The organism is Hyphobacterium sp. (assembly GCF_043584775.1).
Taxonomy (GTDB): domain Bacteria; phylum Pseudomonadota; class Alphaproteobacteria; order Caulobacterales; family Maricaulaceae; genus Hyphobacterium.
Genome location: NZ_CP121327.1, coordinates 1,495,925 through 1,511,858, shown reverse-complemented (window position 1 = coordinate 1,511,858; position 15,934 = coordinate 1,495,925). Strand labels below are relative to the sequence as shown.

General features: G+C 60.8%; 13 protein-coding genes and 1 pseudogene. 5 read left to right on the top strand and 9 right to left on the bottom strand.

Going from position 1 to position 15,934, the window contains the following annotated elements:
• Positions 1-3 precede the first annotated feature (3 nt).
• From accC to aroQ, 3 genes are read right to left on the bottom strand one after another with little or no spacing between them, the layout of a single operon-like run.
• Positions 4-1,353, bottom strand: a complete 1,350-nt coding sequence (gene accC / locus P0D52_RS07445; RefSeq protein WP_394692038.1) for an acetyl-CoA carboxylase biotin carboxylase subunit — start codon at positions 1,351-1,353, stop codon at positions 4-6.
• A 13-nt stretch (positions 1,354-1,366) separates the two neighbouring features.
• Entirely contained in the window at positions 1,367-1,861 is a 495-nt protein-coding gene (accB, locus tag P0D52_RS07440) for an acetyl-CoA carboxylase biotin carboxyl carrier protein (RefSeq protein WP_394692037.1), read from the bottom strand.
• A 39-nt stretch (positions 1,862-1,900) separates the two neighbouring features.
• Positions 1,901-2,335, bottom strand: coding sequence for a type II 3-dehydroquinate dehydratase (gene aroQ / locus P0D52_RS07435; RefSeq protein ID WP_394692036.1), 435 nt, complete (start codon positions 2,333-2,335; stop codon positions 1,901-1,903).
• Positions 2,336-2,415: 80 nt separating this feature from the next.
• On the opposite strand from aroQ, the gene thiS reads away from it, so the two are divergent.
• Both thiS and P0D52_RS07425 read left to right on the top strand, forming a co-directional pair.
• A complete protein-coding gene (gene thiS, locus P0D52_RS07430) occupies positions 2,416-2,616 on the top strand; it encodes a sulfur carrier protein ThiS (protein WP_394692035.1) in 201 nt (66 codons plus the stop codon).
• Between the two features lie 2 nt (positions 2,617-2,618).
• Positions 2,619-3,392: a thiazole synthase gene (locus P0D52_RS07425; protein ID WP_394692034.1), complete on the top strand. Its 774-nt coding sequence runs from the start codon at positions 2,619-2,621 to the stop codon at positions 3,390-3,392.
• Here P0D52_RS07425 and P0D52_RS07420 read toward each other — a convergent pair.
• The 3 genes and pseudogenes from P0D52_RS07420 to P0D52_RS07410 all read right to left on the bottom strand — a co-directional run bounded on the left by P0D52_RS07420 (position 3,389) and on the right by P0D52_RS07410 (position 7,947).
• Positions 3,389-4,156: a DsbA family protein gene (locus P0D52_RS07420; protein ID WP_394692033.1), complete on the bottom strand. Its 768-nt coding sequence runs from the start codon at positions 4,154-4,156 to the stop codon at positions 3,389-3,391. The genes P0D52_RS07425 and P0D52_RS07420 overlap by 4 nt on opposite strands.
• 69 nt (positions 4,157-4,225) lie before the next feature.
• Positions 4,226-5,596, bottom strand: a complete 1,371-nt coding sequence (locus P0D52_RS07415) for a M48 family metalloprotease (RefSeq protein ID WP_394692032.1) — start codon at positions 5,594-5,596, stop codon at positions 4,226-4,228.
• A 94-nt stretch (positions 5,597-5,690) separates the two neighbouring features.
• Positions 5,691-7,947, bottom strand: a pseudogene (locus P0D52_RS07410) (ribonuclease E/G).
• Positions 7,948-8,340: 393 nt separating this feature from the next.
• Here P0D52_RS07410 and P0D52_RS07405 point away from each other — a divergent pair.
• From P0D52_RS07405 to prfB, 3 genes are all read left to right on the top strand, one after another.
• A complete protein-coding gene (locus tag P0D52_RS07405) occupies positions 8,341-9,615 on the top strand; it encodes an N-acetylmuramoyl-L-alanine amidase (RefSeq protein ID WP_394692031.1) in 1,275 nt (424 codons plus the stop codon).
• A 119-nt stretch (positions 9,616-9,734) separates the two neighbouring features.
• Entirely contained in the window at positions 9,735-12,251 is a 2,517-nt protein-coding gene (locus P0D52_RS07400) for a penicillin-binding protein 1A (protein ID WP_394694775.1), read from the top strand.
• A gap of 80 nt (positions 12,252-12,331) precedes the next feature.
• A protein-coding gene (gene prfB, locus P0D52_RS07395; RefSeq protein WP_394692030.1) for a peptide chain release factor 2 occupies positions 12,332-13,472 on the top strand; the annotation gives its coding sequence in 2 pieces (ribosomal slippage) (positions 12,332-12,400 and positions 12,402-13,472; 1,140 coding nt in all).
• 36 nt (positions 13,473-13,508) lie between these two features.
• Here prfB and P0D52_RS07390 read toward each other — a convergent pair.
• From P0D52_RS07390 to bcp, 3 genes are all read right to left on the bottom strand, one after another.
• Positions 13,509-14,015 carry a polymer-forming cytoskeletal protein gene (locus tag P0D52_RS07390; RefSeq protein ID WP_394692029.1) on the bottom strand — a complete coding sequence of 169 codons (507 nt, stop codon included), beginning with the start codon at positions 14,013-14,015 and terminating at the stop codon, positions 13,509-13,511.
• 61 nt (positions 14,016-14,076) lie between these two features.
• The gene (locus P0D52_RS07385; RefSeq protein ID WP_394692028.1) at positions 14,077-15,315 is read right to left on the bottom strand and encodes a M23 family metallopeptidase; all 1,239 of its coding nucleotides are present in this window, start codon (positions 15,313-15,315) and stop codon (positions 14,077-14,079) included.
• Positions 15,316-15,430: 115 nt separating this feature from the next.
• Positions 15,431-15,904, bottom strand: a complete 474-nt coding sequence (gene bcp, locus P0D52_RS07380) for a thioredoxin-dependent thiol peroxidase (RefSeq protein ID WP_394692027.1) — start codon at positions 15,902-15,904, stop codon at positions 15,431-15,433.
• Positions 15,905-15,934 lie beyond the last annotated feature (30 nt).

The following is a 15,934-nucleotide window of genomic DNA, read 5'->3' as shown; positions in this document are numbered from 1 at the left end:
GGTCTAGCCCTTGGCGCGTTCGGCGAGCCAGTTCTCCAGCCAGCGGATATGATAATCGCCCGAAGCGAAGGCTTCTTCTTCCAGAAGGGCCAGGTGAAGCGGCTTTGTTGTCTTGATGCCGCCGATGACCATTTCTTCCAGAGACCGTTTGAGGCGCAGCAAGGCTTCTTCGCGGGTCTTGCCATGGACGATCAGCTTGCCGATCAGGCTGTCATAATAGGGCGGGATGGAATAACCGGCATACAGCCCGCTATCGAGACGCACACCCAGACCGCCCGGCGCATGAAACTCCGTCACCTTGCCCGGGGACGGCGCAAAGGTTTCCGGGTCTTCCGCATTGATGCGGCATTCAATCGCCCAGCCTTCGAAGGTGATGTCTTCCTGCGTGTAGCCCAGCTTTTCACCCGCTGCGACGCGGATCTGCTCGCGCACGAGGTCCAGACCGGTGATCGCTTCGGTCACAGGGTGCTCCACCTGCAGGCGGGTATTCATCTCGATGAAGTAGAACTCACCATTCTCGTAGAGATATTCGATCGTGCCCGCACCGCGGTATCCGATGGCGGCGACCGCATCGCGCGTGACCTGGCCAATTTTCTCGCGCTGTTCAGGCGTCAGAGCCGGAGAGGGGGCTTCTTCGAGGATTTTCTGGTGACGGCGCTGCAGCGAACAATCCCGTTCGCCCAGATGCACCACATTGCCATGCGTGTCGGCCAGGATCTGGATTTCGATATGGCGTGGCTGACCCAGATATTTTTCCAGATAGACGGCGCCATCGCCAAAGGCGGCCTCTGCTTCACGCGAGGCGGTTTCAACGGCTTCGCGGAAATCCTTGGCCGTATTCGCGACCTTCATGCCGCGCCCGCCACCGCCGGCGGCGGCCTTGACCAGCACGGGATAGCCGATCTCGTCCGCTACTTTTTTGGCCTCATCGATGTCGCTGATACCGCCGTCAGAGCCCGGAACGACGGGAATGCCGGCTTCTTTCACGGCCTTCTTGGCGGCGATCTTGTCGCCCATCAGACGGATGTGATCCGCGGTCGGGCCGATAAAGACCAGATCATGCGCTTCAACGATTTCGGCAAAACGGGCGTTTTCCGACAGGAAGCCATAGCCCGGATGCACGGCCTGCGCGCCGGTGATCTCGCAGGCGGCAATGATCTGTGGAATATTCAGATAGGATTGCGAGGCCGGATTGGGGCCGACACACACGCTTTCATCGGCCAGCCGCACATGCATGGCATCCCGGTCCGCTTCGGAATGGATCGCGACGGTCTTGATACCCATTTCGCGGCAGGCGCGGTGCACCCGGAGCGCGATTTCGCCGCGATTGGCGATGAGGATTTTTTCAAACATCAGTTCTCGCCGATCAATCGATCACAAAGAGGGCTTCGCCGAATTCGACCGGTTGGCCGTCTTCGACCAGCATGGCTGTCAGCTTGCCGGATTTGGGCGCAATAATCGGATTGAAGGTCTTCATCGCTTCCACCAGCAGGACGGTATCGCCCTCTTTCACGGAATCGCCGACATTGAAGAAGGCATCGGCATCCGGATTGGGACGAATATAGACGGTGCCGACCATCGGTGATGGCGTTGCATTGGCAGGCGCGTCGCTGGCGCTGGATGCGGGAGAAGCTGGCGCTGCGGCGGGGGCTGCTGCCGGGGCGGGTGCCGCCGCCGGGGCCGCCATGACCTGTTGAACGGGCGCAGCAGTGAGCGTGCGCGCAACGCGCAGACGCAGATCGCCGCGCTCGACCTCGATTTCGGTCAATTCGGTGTCGCGCAAAATGTCGGCAAGCTCTCGCACCAGTTTCGGATCGAAGGCGGATGCGGATTTCGCACCGGACTTGGAAGACGTGGTCATGCGTTTATCGTCCCTCGGCTCGGATTCGGTAGGCGTGTTCTAGATCAGACTGGCGGCAATCTCCACCGCCTCGACATAACCCGCCGCACCGCGTCCTGCGATTGTTCTGGTCGCGACAAGACCCACGAAGGAATGATGCCGGAATGGCTCCCGCGTGGATGGATCGCTGATGTGCACTTCTATGACGGGTATGGAAACCGCCTTTAAAGCGTCATGTAAAGCAATGGATGTATGCGTATAGGCGGCCGGATTGATGATCAGAGCCGCGAATCCCTCGCGGGATTCCTGAATCCAGTCGACCAGCACGCCTTCATGATTCGATTGCCGGAAATCGGTTTCCAGCCCGTGCGGCAAAGCGGCCCTGGCACACATGGCCTTGATGTCGGCCAAGGTTTCATGGCCATAAATCTCCGGCTCGCGGCTGCCGAGCAGGTTGAGATTCGGACCATTCAGGATCATCAGTCTGGCTGCCATGAATGCGCCTTGCCCCTTGACGTGGAGGCCGCGTTCTACGACCTCCAGACAGACAAGTTCAAGTAGGCGAGGCGGTTGGCGTGAAACTGACCATTAATGGCGAGACACAGGACTTTACCGACGGGCTGACCATTTCCGGTCTGGTCGAGGCGCTCGGCCTGCACCCGAAAAAGGTCGCGGTGGAACGCAATCTGGAAGTCGTGCCGAAATCGCTTCACCCGGAAACCGTGCTCGCCGATGGCGATCGGATCGAAATCGTCCAGTTCGTGGGCGGAGGATAATCATGGAAGATACCCCCCTTGTTGTCGCCGGACGGACGCTGAAATCGCGCCTCATTATCGGCACCGGAAAATACGAGACCTATGAGCAGAATGCCCGGGCGCTGGAAGCCTCGGGCAGCGAGATGATCACGGTCGCGGTGCGGCGGGTGAATCTGACCGATCCGGACCAGCCCATGCTCGTCGATTTCATTGATCCGGAAAAATACATCTTCCTGCCCAATACGGCGGGCTGTTTTACCGGCGAGGATGCGGTGCGCACCCTGCGTCTGGCGCGGGAAGCCGGCGGCTGGGATCTGGTGAAGCTGGAAGTCCTGTCGGATCCCAAACACCTCTACCCGGACATGGAAGAAACTTTGCGGGCCGCGAAACTGCTGATCAAGGACGGCTTCCAGGTGATGGTCTATTGCTCGGATGATCCGGTCTACGCCAGGAAGCTGGAAGACGCCGGCTGTTGCGCCATCATGCCGCTTGGCGCCCCCATCGGTTCGGGGCTGGGCATCCAGAACCCGGTCAATATCCGCCTGATCATCGAGGAAGCGAAGGTTCCCGTCATCGTCGATGCCGGCGTCGGCACCGCCTCGGATGCCGCCGTGGCGATGGAACTGGGCTGTGATGGTGTGCTGATGAATACCGCCATCGCCGAGGCGAAAGACCCGATCCGCATGGCCTCGGCAATGAAGCATGCCGTCATTGCGGGCCGCGAAGCCTATCTGGCCGGCCGCATGCCCAAGAAGCGCTATGCCGACCCGTCCAGCCCGCTCAGCGGCCTGATCTAGCCGCCCTGACGGACCCGGATCAGTTCGGCCGCCAGCAATTCATCCAGCATGTCGCGGTTGGCACCCGGCACGGCACGGCCATTGATGATGAAGAACGGCGTACCTTCCGCACCGATGGCGCGGCCAAGCGCATAGACCTGCTCGATATGCTGCTGGATGGCCGGGTCATCCATATCTTCCTGCATCTGTTCGACATCGACACCCGCGAGGCGGGCGAAATTCTCGATCCGGCCGGCGGGCAGGGGGCCGCTGGACTGGACCATGGCGGTGTGGAAACGCCAGTAGACGTCTTCGCCCTGACGCAGAGCGGCCAGCGCGGCACGCGCGGCCACGCGGGATTCCTCGCCGAGGATCGGATATTCCTTGAAAACGAACCGGATCTGGTCGCCATAGGCCTGGCGGGCTTCGGCCACCCATTCCGATGCAATCCGGCAATAGCCGCATTTGTAATCCATGAATTCGACGATCACGATCGGCGCATCATCCGGGCCAATCGACGGGTCGCGCGCATCGTTATAGATAAGGTCAGCATTGGCGCGGATGGCTGAAAGCATGGCTTCGCTCTCGCGCTGGCGCGCCCGGCGTTGCAGCTCGATCAGCGCTTCCTCGATGATTTCAGGATTTTCGAGGATATAGGTGCCGACCATGTCGCGGATTTCAGCCCGCTCGGCTTCGGAGAATTCGCTGTCGGACTGGGCTGTGGCAGGTGCTGCAAAAACAAGCATCGCAAACAGGCCGGTCAAGGCGGCAAAAAACGCTTTCATGAAACTTCCCCGAATTGAATCCTGAGTGTCATTTAGCGGCAGTGAACGCCCCTGCCAATGACGATGCTGTTACCGGCCGACACTCAGACGCCGCTCGCGGCGTTCACCGGGGGCGGGCAGGCTGGCCTGAGCCACGCCGATCAGCTCGTTGGCGCGATACCAGTCCGGCGTGCCGCGCTCCAGCTGCGGGGCGGCGCGCACGGCAAATTGCAGGGCCCGGCCGCTATTACCGAGCGCATAGGATTGTTCGGCTATGGCCAGTTGCGCCCGCGCTGTATCGCCATTGCGCTCATGGACAATCGACAATTGATACCAGGCAAAGGAATTGTCCGGCTCGATATCCAGTGCAACGCGCAAATGCTGGGCGGCGTCTTCCAGATAGACATCATCATCGGTGGCAATCATCGACATCGCCAGATTGATCCGCAAGAGCGGTGCCTGCGGCATCAGATCGACCGATTGCTGGTGATACTGGATGGATTCCTCGGCATGCCCGCTTTCAAACAGCATCTGGCCGTAGAGCTCATAGAAGAACGGATTGTCCGGCTCTTCCGCAATCAGCGATTCGATCTCCTCGCGGGCGCGATCCATGCGCGCATCATGGTAGTAAGCCACGGAGCGTGCATAGCGGGCCGGCAGGCTGCGATCGGATTCCGGATAGCGATAGAGCACCTGGCTGGGCTCGGCCATGAAGCCGTAGATTTTCGCCTGCAGCCGGGCCAGACGTTCAATTTCTTCTTCGCTTTCGGGCTGATCGGCATAGGGCGAGCGCGCCACCGCTTCGCGAAGCGCGGCCACGCGGGCCGAGGAAAGCGGGTGAGTGCGGAAATAGGGATAGCGGCGGGCCGGGCTGAAGGCCTCCTGATACCGGAAGCGCTCGAAGAACTCCATCAGGCCTTCGGCCGAAGTTCCGGTTTCTTCAAGATAGCGAATGGCGGCCTGATCAGCGGCGGATTCCTGCGTCCGCGTATAGGTAAAGAATTGCAGCGCGCCGAATTGCTGGCTGGACGCCATCAGCGCACCGGCTGCGCCGCCTTCACCGGCAAAAGCCGCCAGAACACCCAGGCCGAGCGTGGCAAACATCGGAATGGCCGCCTGGTTCATGGCTTCGCCCGTGCGGGCCAGGTGCGCCCCGGCGATGTGTCCCGTTTCATGCGCCAGAACGCCCTTGATCTGGAGCGGATCGGTCGCTTCCAGAATGGTGCCGGTATGCATGAAGATATTCTGTCCGCCGGTGACGAAGGCATTGATGGCCGGGTCAGCGATTATGTAGAGGCCAACATCGCTGGGTTCGAGACCGGCCGCGACCAGAAACGGGTCGGTATAATCCCGCAGCATGATCTCGATTTCGGTATCGCGGATGAGGTTCTGGGCCAGAGCCGAGCCGGACAAGGCGGCTGCGGAGACAATTCCGGCGATAAAAGCGATCAGGGCACGCATACAATTATCCTTCGAACAGCCCCCGCTGAACTCGAACTCTAGCACATGCAACGGATGGACCAAGTCCTATCCGTTGCCCCTCATGTGCGATTTGTCAGCCGCCAAAGAGTTTGGCGCCCTTTTGCCACCAGCCGGAACGCTTGGGAGCATTGTCCTTGGCATCCTTTTCGGCAGGTGCCGACTCGGCAGGCGCATCAGCCTTTGTCTCAGCCTTGGCCTCGGCTTTCGGTTCGGCCTTGGCAGCGGGCTTTTTGGCTGCACGGCGCGGCTTTGGCTTGTCCTCGGGCGCTGACTCGTCCGCCGGGGTTTCCGCCTTGGCTTTTGCGGCGGCGGTTTTCCGGGGCGCGCGCTTGCGCTTTGGCTTTTCGTCTTCGGTAGCAGCAGGCGTTTCGGCTGCCGCATCGGGTGCCGACGTATCGGTTTCGGCGTCCGGCTTCTTGCGCGGCTTGCGCGTGCGCTTCGGCTTGGCATCGGCCTGCGGCTCGGTGGCCGCGTCCTCGGCAGGCGCCTCAGAGGCCGCTTCAGCAGGCGCATCCGCCTTCTTCCGGCGTGTCCGGCGCTTCGGCTTGTCCGTGTCGGCCGCTTCCGTCGGCAGCGGCGCAGCTTCGGCTTCCGGATCGATTACAGCCATGCCTGCAGGTGCTTCGGCAATATCCTTGGCTTCGTTTGTATCCGGCTGGCCTTCGGCATTGGCGTTGTTTTCGCCCTGTTCATTTCCGCGGCCCCGGCGACGGCCCCGACCACCGCGGCGGCCCCGGCGGCGGCGCTTGCGCGGCTGGCCATTCTCGTCGAGCTCGGGACGTGCGGCAGACTTCGTCTCGCCGTCCTCATCGCTGTCATTCTCGTCCGTTTCGGTCGTAGCCGCGCTCTGATCGGAAGCCGGCCCGTCTTCATCTTTCCGGCGGCGACGGCGGCCCCGACGACGGCGGCCATCGCCCTCATTGCCGGAATCTTCTGTCGGCGTGTCGTCCCGCTCGGAAGCAGGCGATTCGGCGGGCGTATGCTGGGTCACCGGGGCGGACTCTGTTTCCGGTTCGCCGGAGCGATCACGGGCCTCAATGACCTCGACATTGCAATCCGGCGGAATGAGATCCGGATCCGCACCGATCAGGACACGGAAATCATAGCGCTGTTCGAGCGCCAGCACATGATCGCGTTTCTCATTGAGCAGATAGAGCGCCACATCGGTCGGCAAGGTGATGCGCACCTTGGCGGCGCGCTTGCGGGCACCTTCTTCTTCGAGGGCGCGGAGCGCGACCAGTGCGCTGGAGGACGGCGTCCGCTGATAGCCTTTGCCGCCACAATGCGGGCAGGTCTTCGTCGAGCCTTCCAGAATCGAGGTCCGGCGGCGCTGACGCGAAATTTCCATCAGACCGAACTGGGAAATCCGGCCCATTTGCAGCCGGGCCCGGTCCTTCTTCATCGCATCTTTCATGCGCTTTTCGACGGCCCGGATATTCCGGTTTTCTTCCATATCGATGAAGTCGATGACCACCAGACCGGCCAGATCACGCAATCGCATCTGGCGCGCCGCTTCATCGGCCGCTTCCAGATTTGTTTTCAGCGCAGTGTCCTCGATATTGCGTTCCTTGGTGGAGCGCCCGGAGTTCACATCGATCGCTACCAGGGCTTCCGTCTGGTGGATCACCAGATAGCCGCCCGATTTCAGCTGTGTCTCGGCATTATAGGCCGACTCCAGCTGGTCCTCGACATGGTGACGGACAAAGAGCGGCATTGGCTCCTTGTATTGCTGGACCTTGGAGGCATGGGACGGCATCAGAAGCTTCATGAAGCCCTTGGCGTCCTTATAGCCTTCCTCGCCTTCCCCGGCCGGCCAGCGACAGATAGGTCGTCAGCGCCGCGCCCTTGTTGCCACGCTCTTCCTTGGCGACCTGCACCAGTAGCACCTGACGGCGCTTGATCACTTCCTGGATCTTGTATTTGCGGAAGAAATTCCGGCGCTTGCGGGCAACGGCCTCGACTTCGACATCGGCGTCATCCTCGGCGCCGTCTTCGCCTTCCGTCTCATCGGCCTCATCGGCTTCGGCCATCGCTTCTTCGACGGCTTTCTCTTCCTCGGCTTGCAGGGCGAGGCGATCCTCGTGCGGGATCTGGTAGTAATCCGGATGGATTTCGTTGAAGGCGAGGAAGCCGTGGCGATTTCCGCCATATTCGACAAAGGCCGCTTGCAGAGAGGGCTCTACGCGGGTGACTTTTGCCAGATAGATGTTTCCGCGGATGGGTTTCTTGGCCGCGGATTCGAAATCAAACTCCTCGACGCGGGACCCTTCGACGATGGCGACGCGAGTCTCTTCCGAGTGACTCGCATCGATCAGCATTTTCTTTGACATGCAAATTTGCTCCTGCACGCATCCCAATTGGACGCGGCGGCGCGGCGCAGCAGACAGACCCGTCTGTATCAGATTGTAGGGGCTGGAAAATCGGCGCGACGCGCATGTTAAACTTTCCTGGTGTGAGCCGATCGTATCAGAGCGGCGTCACGGGCGGTTCGGGCGCAGGCCGCAACAGATTTGGCCTGCGGGATGAAGTGCGTTTTGGCGGACATCCGCCTCGGCGCGTTCCGGACCGGGACCTCAGCCAGGCGGCGCAAGCGCTTCACCTTCCGGAACTTTTCACAACATGCCCGAAAGCGTCCGCAATGGAAAGCATTTGATCAGCAAGCCGGAATTGGGGCTGTCGTCAACGAAACGTCAATGCAAACGGGGTAAGACTGGAAAAAAGCCGTGCAACGAATCACGGCGTCATGCGATGGTGTTGTCATGGGCAGAACGTCCTCATTCCTGATTTCGCTCCTGATGTGGAGCTTGGCTGTGAGCGCAACGGCAGACGCGAGAGATGCGTCTGAAATCCGTCAGGTCCGCTTTGGCGGCGATGAGGGCGAGACCCGCGTCGTGGTCGAACTCTCCTCTGAAATGGATTTCCGCGCCTTTACCGTCTCCGATCCGTCCATGCGTCTGGTCGTTGATCTGCCGCGCGCGGCCTGGTCGGTGTCCGGGCTCGAGACCGGCGAGGGACTGGGCTATGGCCTTGTCGAGGATTTCCGCTTCTTTGACCGGTCCGCTGACGCTTCGCGGCTTGTGTTCGAGCTGGAGGGGCCCTCCGTCATTACCGGGCAGTTCGGCATTCCCGCGAATGCCGACAATCCGCATCATCGCCTCGTGATTGATCTGCGCCGTGTCGAAAGCGTCGAGGCAGAAGCCGAATCCGGCTTTCCCGAACCCTCCGACCTCAGCCAGCTGATTGCCGAGCGCGGCGAGGCGACCTTTGCCGAACCCGCCCGCGATCGCCGCGTGATTGTGGTCGATGCCGGGCATGGTGGCCATGATCCGGGCGCGTCCGCCAACAGCGCAGAAGAAGCCGATGTGAATCTGGCCGCTGCACTCGAATTGCGCCGCCGCCTTCTGGCGACCGGCCGTTATGACGTTGTGCTGACCCGTTCGGACGATACCTTCCTGACGCTGGAACAGCGCGTTCAGGTCGCGCGGGACGCCAATGCCGATCTCTTTATCTCATTGCATGCGGACAGCGCCGGCGCCGGTTCCTCGGCGCGCGGGGCGGCGGTGTACACGCTGTCTGATAGCGGTGCGGGCCGGGCGACCCGCCGGGCGGCAAATTCGAATGACTGGTCGCACATCAATGCCTCCGCCCAGCAACCGGTCGTGCGCAATATCCTGTTGTCGCTATCCTTGCGTGAAAAGCGCAATCGTTCGGCCGTCTTTGCCGAAATGGTGCTGGATTCGATGGAATCGGTCGGGCCGGTTCTGACCAATGGCCATCGCCAGCGCGGTTTCTACGTCCTGCTGGATTCTCAGGTGCCGGCCGTTCTCGTGGAGATGGGCTTCCTGACCAATCGTCAGGACGCCGCCAATCTGACCTCTCCGGCTTTCCGGGGCCGTCTGATGCAGTCTGTGGCCGATGCCGTCGATGCCTATTTTGACCGCGACGATGTGCGCGACACTAATCCGGTGCGCGCCGCGCAGCTGACGCCCATCCCCTGATACGCCTGAGACGATAAACGGCTTTCGTTCCATCGCAGGCTTCGCCATAATGTTGACAACAGACGCAGCAATAAAACCGGCCTGACGGGAGCGGCATGAAACTCTTTACCTGGCGAAATATGTTCCGCGCGATTATCTGGGGCGGTGGAGCGGCAGTGGCACTCGGACTGATCGGTCTGGTGGTCGCCGTTGTTTATGTGGCGCGCGTTTCTCAGGATCTGCCTGATTATACGCAGCTTGCCGAATACGAGCCGCCGGTGACCAGCCGCGTTCATGCCGGTGATGGCCGCCTGATTGCCGAATTCGCGCGCGAGCGGCGGATATTCGTGCCCATCGACCGCATTCCACCGACCCTGTCCAATGCTTTTCTGGCCGCAGAGGACGCGCATTTCTATGAGCATGGCGGGCTGGATTTCCTTGGCATTGTCCGCGCGACGATCAACAATATCGGCAATGTGCTCCGGGATGATCGTCTGGAAGGGGCTTCGACCATCACCCAGCAGGTGGCCAAGAACTTCCTGCTGTCCTCCGATCAGCGTCTGGAGCGTAAGGTCCGCGAGATGATTCTCGCGCGCCGGATCGAGCGCGCCTTCGAGAAAGACGAAATCCTCGAGCTTTATCTGAACGAGATTTATTTCGGCCGGCGCTCCTATGGTGTCGCGGCCGCAGCCATGAATTATTTCGGCAAGTCGCTGGATGAACTCACCCTTGCCGAGACGGCATTCCTCGCAGCAGTCGTGAATGGACCGTCGCGCTTCCACCCGATCCGCCACCCCGAGCGCACGCTGGACCGGCGCAACTGGGTGCTGTCGCGCATGGCCGCAGAAGGCTTCATTACGCAGGAAGAGGCCGAAGCAGCCGCTCAGGAGCCGATGCAGGTCATCGAGCGCTTCAGCGGCGAAGAGTATGTCGCGGCGGAATATTTCGTCGAGGAAGCCCGCCGGCAGATGTTCGACACGTATGGCGACGATCAGCTGTATAATGGCGGTCTGTCTATCCGGACCACGCTGGATACAAGGCTGCAGCTGGCCGCGCGCAACGCGCTCCGCAGCGGTCTGGAAGCCTATGACCGCCGTCACGGCTATCGCGGCACCCTTGGTCAGATCGAGGCGGGAGATGGCTGGGCCGAGCGTCTGGATGCATTCGAAGGTACGCCGCCCGATCTCGATGAGGGCTGGATGCCGGCTGTTGTACTGGAAGTCTCCGCCGACAGTGTCCGCATCGGCTATCTGATTCCGCCCGAGGATGACGGCTCCAATTTCATTGATATTGAAAATCAGGAAACCGAGGACGAAACCGGCCCAGAACCGGCCGAGGGGACAATCGCCCTGTCGGAACTGGAGTGGGCGCGGCAATCCCTCGCGGATGGCCTGATGGGCTCGACAATCAACCGGCCGTCAGATGTGCTGTCGGTGGGCAATGTGATCCTGACCGAAGCCCTTCTCGACGAGGAAGGCAATACATCAGGCTTTGGCCTGCGGCAGGTGCCGGCGGTGAATGGCGGCCTTCTGGCGCTTGATCCGCACACGGGCCGTGTGCTGGCCATGGCGGGCGGATATTCCTTCCAGCAGAGCCAGTTCAACCGCACCACGCAGGCGCGGCGTCAGCCCGGCTCTTCCTTCAAGCCCTTCGTGTATGCGGCGGCGCTCGACAATGGCTATACGCCGGTCTCCATGATCCTGGATGCGCCCTTTGTCGCCTCCGGCGGCCCGGATCTGCGCTTCTATCGTCCGCAAAACTATTCCGAACGCTTTTACGGCATGTCGACGCTTCGCCTGGGCCTCGAATTGTCGCGGAATGTCATGACCGTGCGCCTGGCGCAGGAAATGGGCATGGAACCGATTTCCGAGTATGGCGAGCGCTTTGGCATTTATGATGACCTGGAACCGGTGCTGGCCATGTCGCTCGGCGCCGGGGAGACCACCTTGTGGCGGTTGGTAACGGCCTATGGCGCACTGGTGAATGGCGGGGCCCGGATCGAGCCGACCATTATCGACCGCGTGCAGGACCGGGATGGCAACACCATCTACGTCCACGATCCGCGCGCCAGCGACGAATATGACGTCGAGGAGTGGCAACCGAGCATGGACGAACCGGAAGTGCCGGAACTGGGCGAAGAAGTGATCAGCCCGGTCACCGCCTATCAGGTGGTTCATATCCTGGAAGGCGCCGTTCAGCGCGGTACCGGTACGGCATTGCGTTCGCTTGGCCGTCCGCTGGCGGGCAAGACGGGCACGACCAATGATTTCCGCGATGCCTGGTTTGTCGGCTTTGGTCCGGACATCGTCGTTGGCGCTTATGTCGGCTTCGATTCACCCCAGCAAATGGGCTCGGGCGAGGCCGGTGGCCGCGTGGCAACGCCGATCGTGCGCGACTTCCTGGAAGTGGCTCTGCAAAATTATCCCGTTGCGCCTTTCCGCGTGCCGGAAGGTGTCAGCTTGGTGCCGATTGATGCGCGCACCGGCGAACCGTCCGTGCTCGGCCGTCCGGGCACGATTCTGGAGGCTTTCCAGCCGGGCACCGAGCCAAGCCGCAGCGGCGATTCAAGTGAGACGGGCCTGACCTTTACCGGCAGCTCGGTTTCCGGCGACGCCGATGATGAATCGACCGACGAGGATCTCGGCGGAATTTACTGATTTCCTGATATGACGCAGTTGCCCGCTTGATAGAGCGGGGCGCTGCGGCTATCCGGAAAGCTGAAACGAGGAAATGATCCATGCGCGCAGACGTGCAAAAATTGTCAGACGAAATCGAGCGGTCCGTAGGACTGCTGAGGAGGCGTCTTTGACTGGCCTACAGCGGAAAAACGGTTCGACGAATTAAGCGCGCGCGCTGAAAACCCGTCCTTCTGGGACGACCCGGTCAAGGCCCAGTCCCTGATGCGCGAGCGAAACAAGCTGGAATCATCCATGAAGGTGATTCAGGAGCTTGAATCCGAGCTTTCGGACAATGCGGAACTGGCCGAACTGGCCGAAGCCGACGGTGATGACGAGTTGATGGCTGAGGCCATTTCGGCGCTGGAAAAGGCCCGGGAGAGGGCCGCACGCGCAGAGCTGGAAGCCTTGCTTTCCGGCGAAGCCGACGGAAATGACGCCTTTATCGAAATCCATCCCGGCGCCGGTGGCACGGAGGCGACCGACTGGGCCGAGATGTTGCAGCGCATGTATATGCGGTGGGCCAATGCCTCCGGCTACAAGGTCGAGGTGATCGAGGAGCAGGCCGGCGAGGAAGCCGGCATCAAGTCGACCACATTGCTGATCAAGGGCGAGAATGCCTATGGCTGGTTGAAGACCGAAGCGGGCGTGCACCGCCTCGTGCGGATATCGCCGTTTGATTCCAATGCACGCCGCCATACCAGCTTTGCCAGCGTCTGGGCCTATCCGCTGGTGGATGACACAATCGAGGTTGATATTCCCGAGAGCGAGGTTCGTACCGACACTTACCGCGCCTCAGGGGCGGGTGGTCAGCACATCAACAAGACCGATAGTGCTGTGCGGCTGACCTACACGCCGCGCGGCGAAACCGATCCGATCGTGGTGCAATGCCAGAACGACCGGTCCCAGCACAAGAACCGCGCCACGGCGTGGAACATGCTGCGTGCGCGGGTCTATGAGCTGGAGCTGCAAAAGCGCGAAGCGGCCGCGCAGGCGGAGGCCGACTCCAAGACCGAGATCGGTTGGGGGCGGCAGATCCGCTCCTACGTCCTGCAGCCCTATCAGATGGTCAAGGATTTGCGGACCAATGTCGAAACCTCCAACACGCAAGGCGTGCTGGACGGCGATCTGGATCAGTTCATGGCGGCTGCCTTGGCCGCTCCGCTTGGCGAAAGCGCAGACGAAAACGCCGCTGACGATTAGTCAGCGGCGCCTTCAATCATAAAATCAGCTATCGGCTCAGGCCGAGCTTTTGGACTTCGGCAAATCCAGTGACGGATTGCTCGACGAGTCGCTGGCCTTGGGCGGTGAAGACGGTGCGCTGCTGCTCGACGACGAGGCCGGCGGCGTTGACGCGCTGGAGGAGGATGAGGATGCGGCCGCCGCGGGGTCCTTGCCGCTCGAAGCCTTGCCGGCATCGGCCACAGGGTCAGAGGAATGGCGGCAATGGCCGTCAAAGAAGGCACCACTTTCCATCGACAGGGCGGAATGCACGATATCGCCTTCAATGCGCGCGGTCGCAGCGAGCTGGACCTGACGTGCGCGAATTGAGCCTTTCACCTTGCCGCGAACGATCACGGTTTCAGCAACGACTTCGCCGTCAACGGAGGCTTCCTCACCAATGGTCAGCGACCCGGCGCGGATATCACCTTCGACGGAACCGTCCAGCTGAACTTCGCCTTCGGAATTGATGGAGCCTTGAAGCACCATATCGGCGCTGATGATGGAGGGAGCTTTCGATTTCATGGCGGACCTTTTGACGGGGGAAGGTTGGGGGGCGCTGGCAGCGCCGTCTGACGAATTTTCTTTAGTTCTGTTGAACATATTGTCCGGCTCTCAGGAAGCGTTCAGGGTCAAGCGTTTGGCGATTATTCCAGACTTCATAGTGCAAATGCGTGCTCGTGCTACGGCCGGTTGAGCCCATGCGGCCCACCTGCTGCCCGGTACGAACCGTATCGCCACGTCTCACCTCTATCGAGGAAAGATGACCAAAACGCGTCATGAAGCCATAGCCATGGTCAATTTCTACAGTGCGACCATAACCCGAGCGCCAGCCAGCGTAAACGACGCGGCCCGGTCCCGTTGCATAGATGGGAGTGCGATATTCAGCTGAAACGAAGTCCTGCCCGGAATGATAGGCGGGACGACCGGTGAAGGGGTCCATGCGGGGGCCATAGTCGCTGGTCTCCCGGTATTCGCCGCGGATCGGGACTCCGAGCGGCAATGCCATTACCGCGGTTTCAATTTCGCGCGCTTCGATCAGTCGAGTGGCGATGCGGGCCACGCGGGCCGAGAATGCATCGTCCATATCCAGCTCGGCACCAAAGGCGGAGCTGGCAATCGACAGGAAGGGGCCGCCACTTTCTTCACTATCGCGGTTCTCCGACAGCACATCGTCGAGGCGCAATCCGGTCAGCCGCAGGACGGCGCGAAGGTTTTCAAGACGCGCCTCGGCAGCATCCTCGGCTTCTGCGAGCACGACGTCCTGTTGCTCGATCAGGGAGACCACACGGTCTTCCGGCTCATTGGGATCGTCATGCACTGAAAGGGTCAGCTCGTCGCGCGCTCTGCGAGGGGTTGGATCTGCGGGCGTTGCCGCCATCAGAAGGCGGCCGCCGTCCAGAGCAGGCGAAGGGTCGTACTCATCGCCGTCGATGTCCTCTACCAGTTGGATCAGCTGGCTGAGTGTTTCATGGCGGGACTGGAATTCATTGGCGGTCGAACGGAATTCCTCGACCTGGGATTCAAACATGGCTTGCGTTGCGGCTTCATTCGCCATTGCTTCGCTGACCATGCGGGAGGATTCTGTCCGGACACGTTCCATCGCCGCGCTTTGTTGCGACATCTGATAGCCATGAAAGGCGACCGAGATAGTCGTGAAACAAAGCCAGCCTGTCAGTGCCACAACGCTGGCCAGTGCCCCGACCTGCATCGTTGTTGTCAGCTCGAAATACCGAACCTGACCGTCACTGCGATGATAGATCTGGCGTCCCGGAAACCATTGTTCCGCCAGATCCCACGCTTTCTGAAATACGCCAGAAATCATTTAACTGGTCCGCACCTGTGCTTCGCCACCCCGACTTGCCGGGCATAGGACACGATCCCGCCCTACTTATCAATATTTCGTTATGCAATCGGCGCGCCAAATAACACACGCAAATTCAGGCAGAAAGCGTCTGTGCTGCGTCGAGAACTTCGGCGGCATGGCCCTTAACTTTGACCTTCGGCCAGATCTTTTGAATTAATCCTTGCGAATCAATCAGAAAGGTTGCGCGCTGAATGCCCATATATTTGCGGCCATACATGCTCTTCTCGACCCAGACCCCATAGGCTTCGGTCACCGTGCCATCGAGGTCCGCACCGAGGATCACGTCCAGTTCATTCTTGGTCTTGAAATTATCATGCCGTTTAACGCTGTCTCGTGACACGCCGACGACAACGGCATTTGCGGCGTCGAAGTCTTTTTTCAGCGCCGAAAAGTCGATGGCCTCGGTTGTGCATCCCGGCGTGGAGTCTTTCGGATAGAAGTAGAGGACGATGGTTTTGCCCGCGAGTGCCGACAAGCTGACCTCACCGCCACCGTCGGTTGGCATATGGAATTCCGGGGCCTTCATGCCCTCGCTCAACGTACTCATCTATCGTCTCCCTGTTTCCGCCGGGTGCAA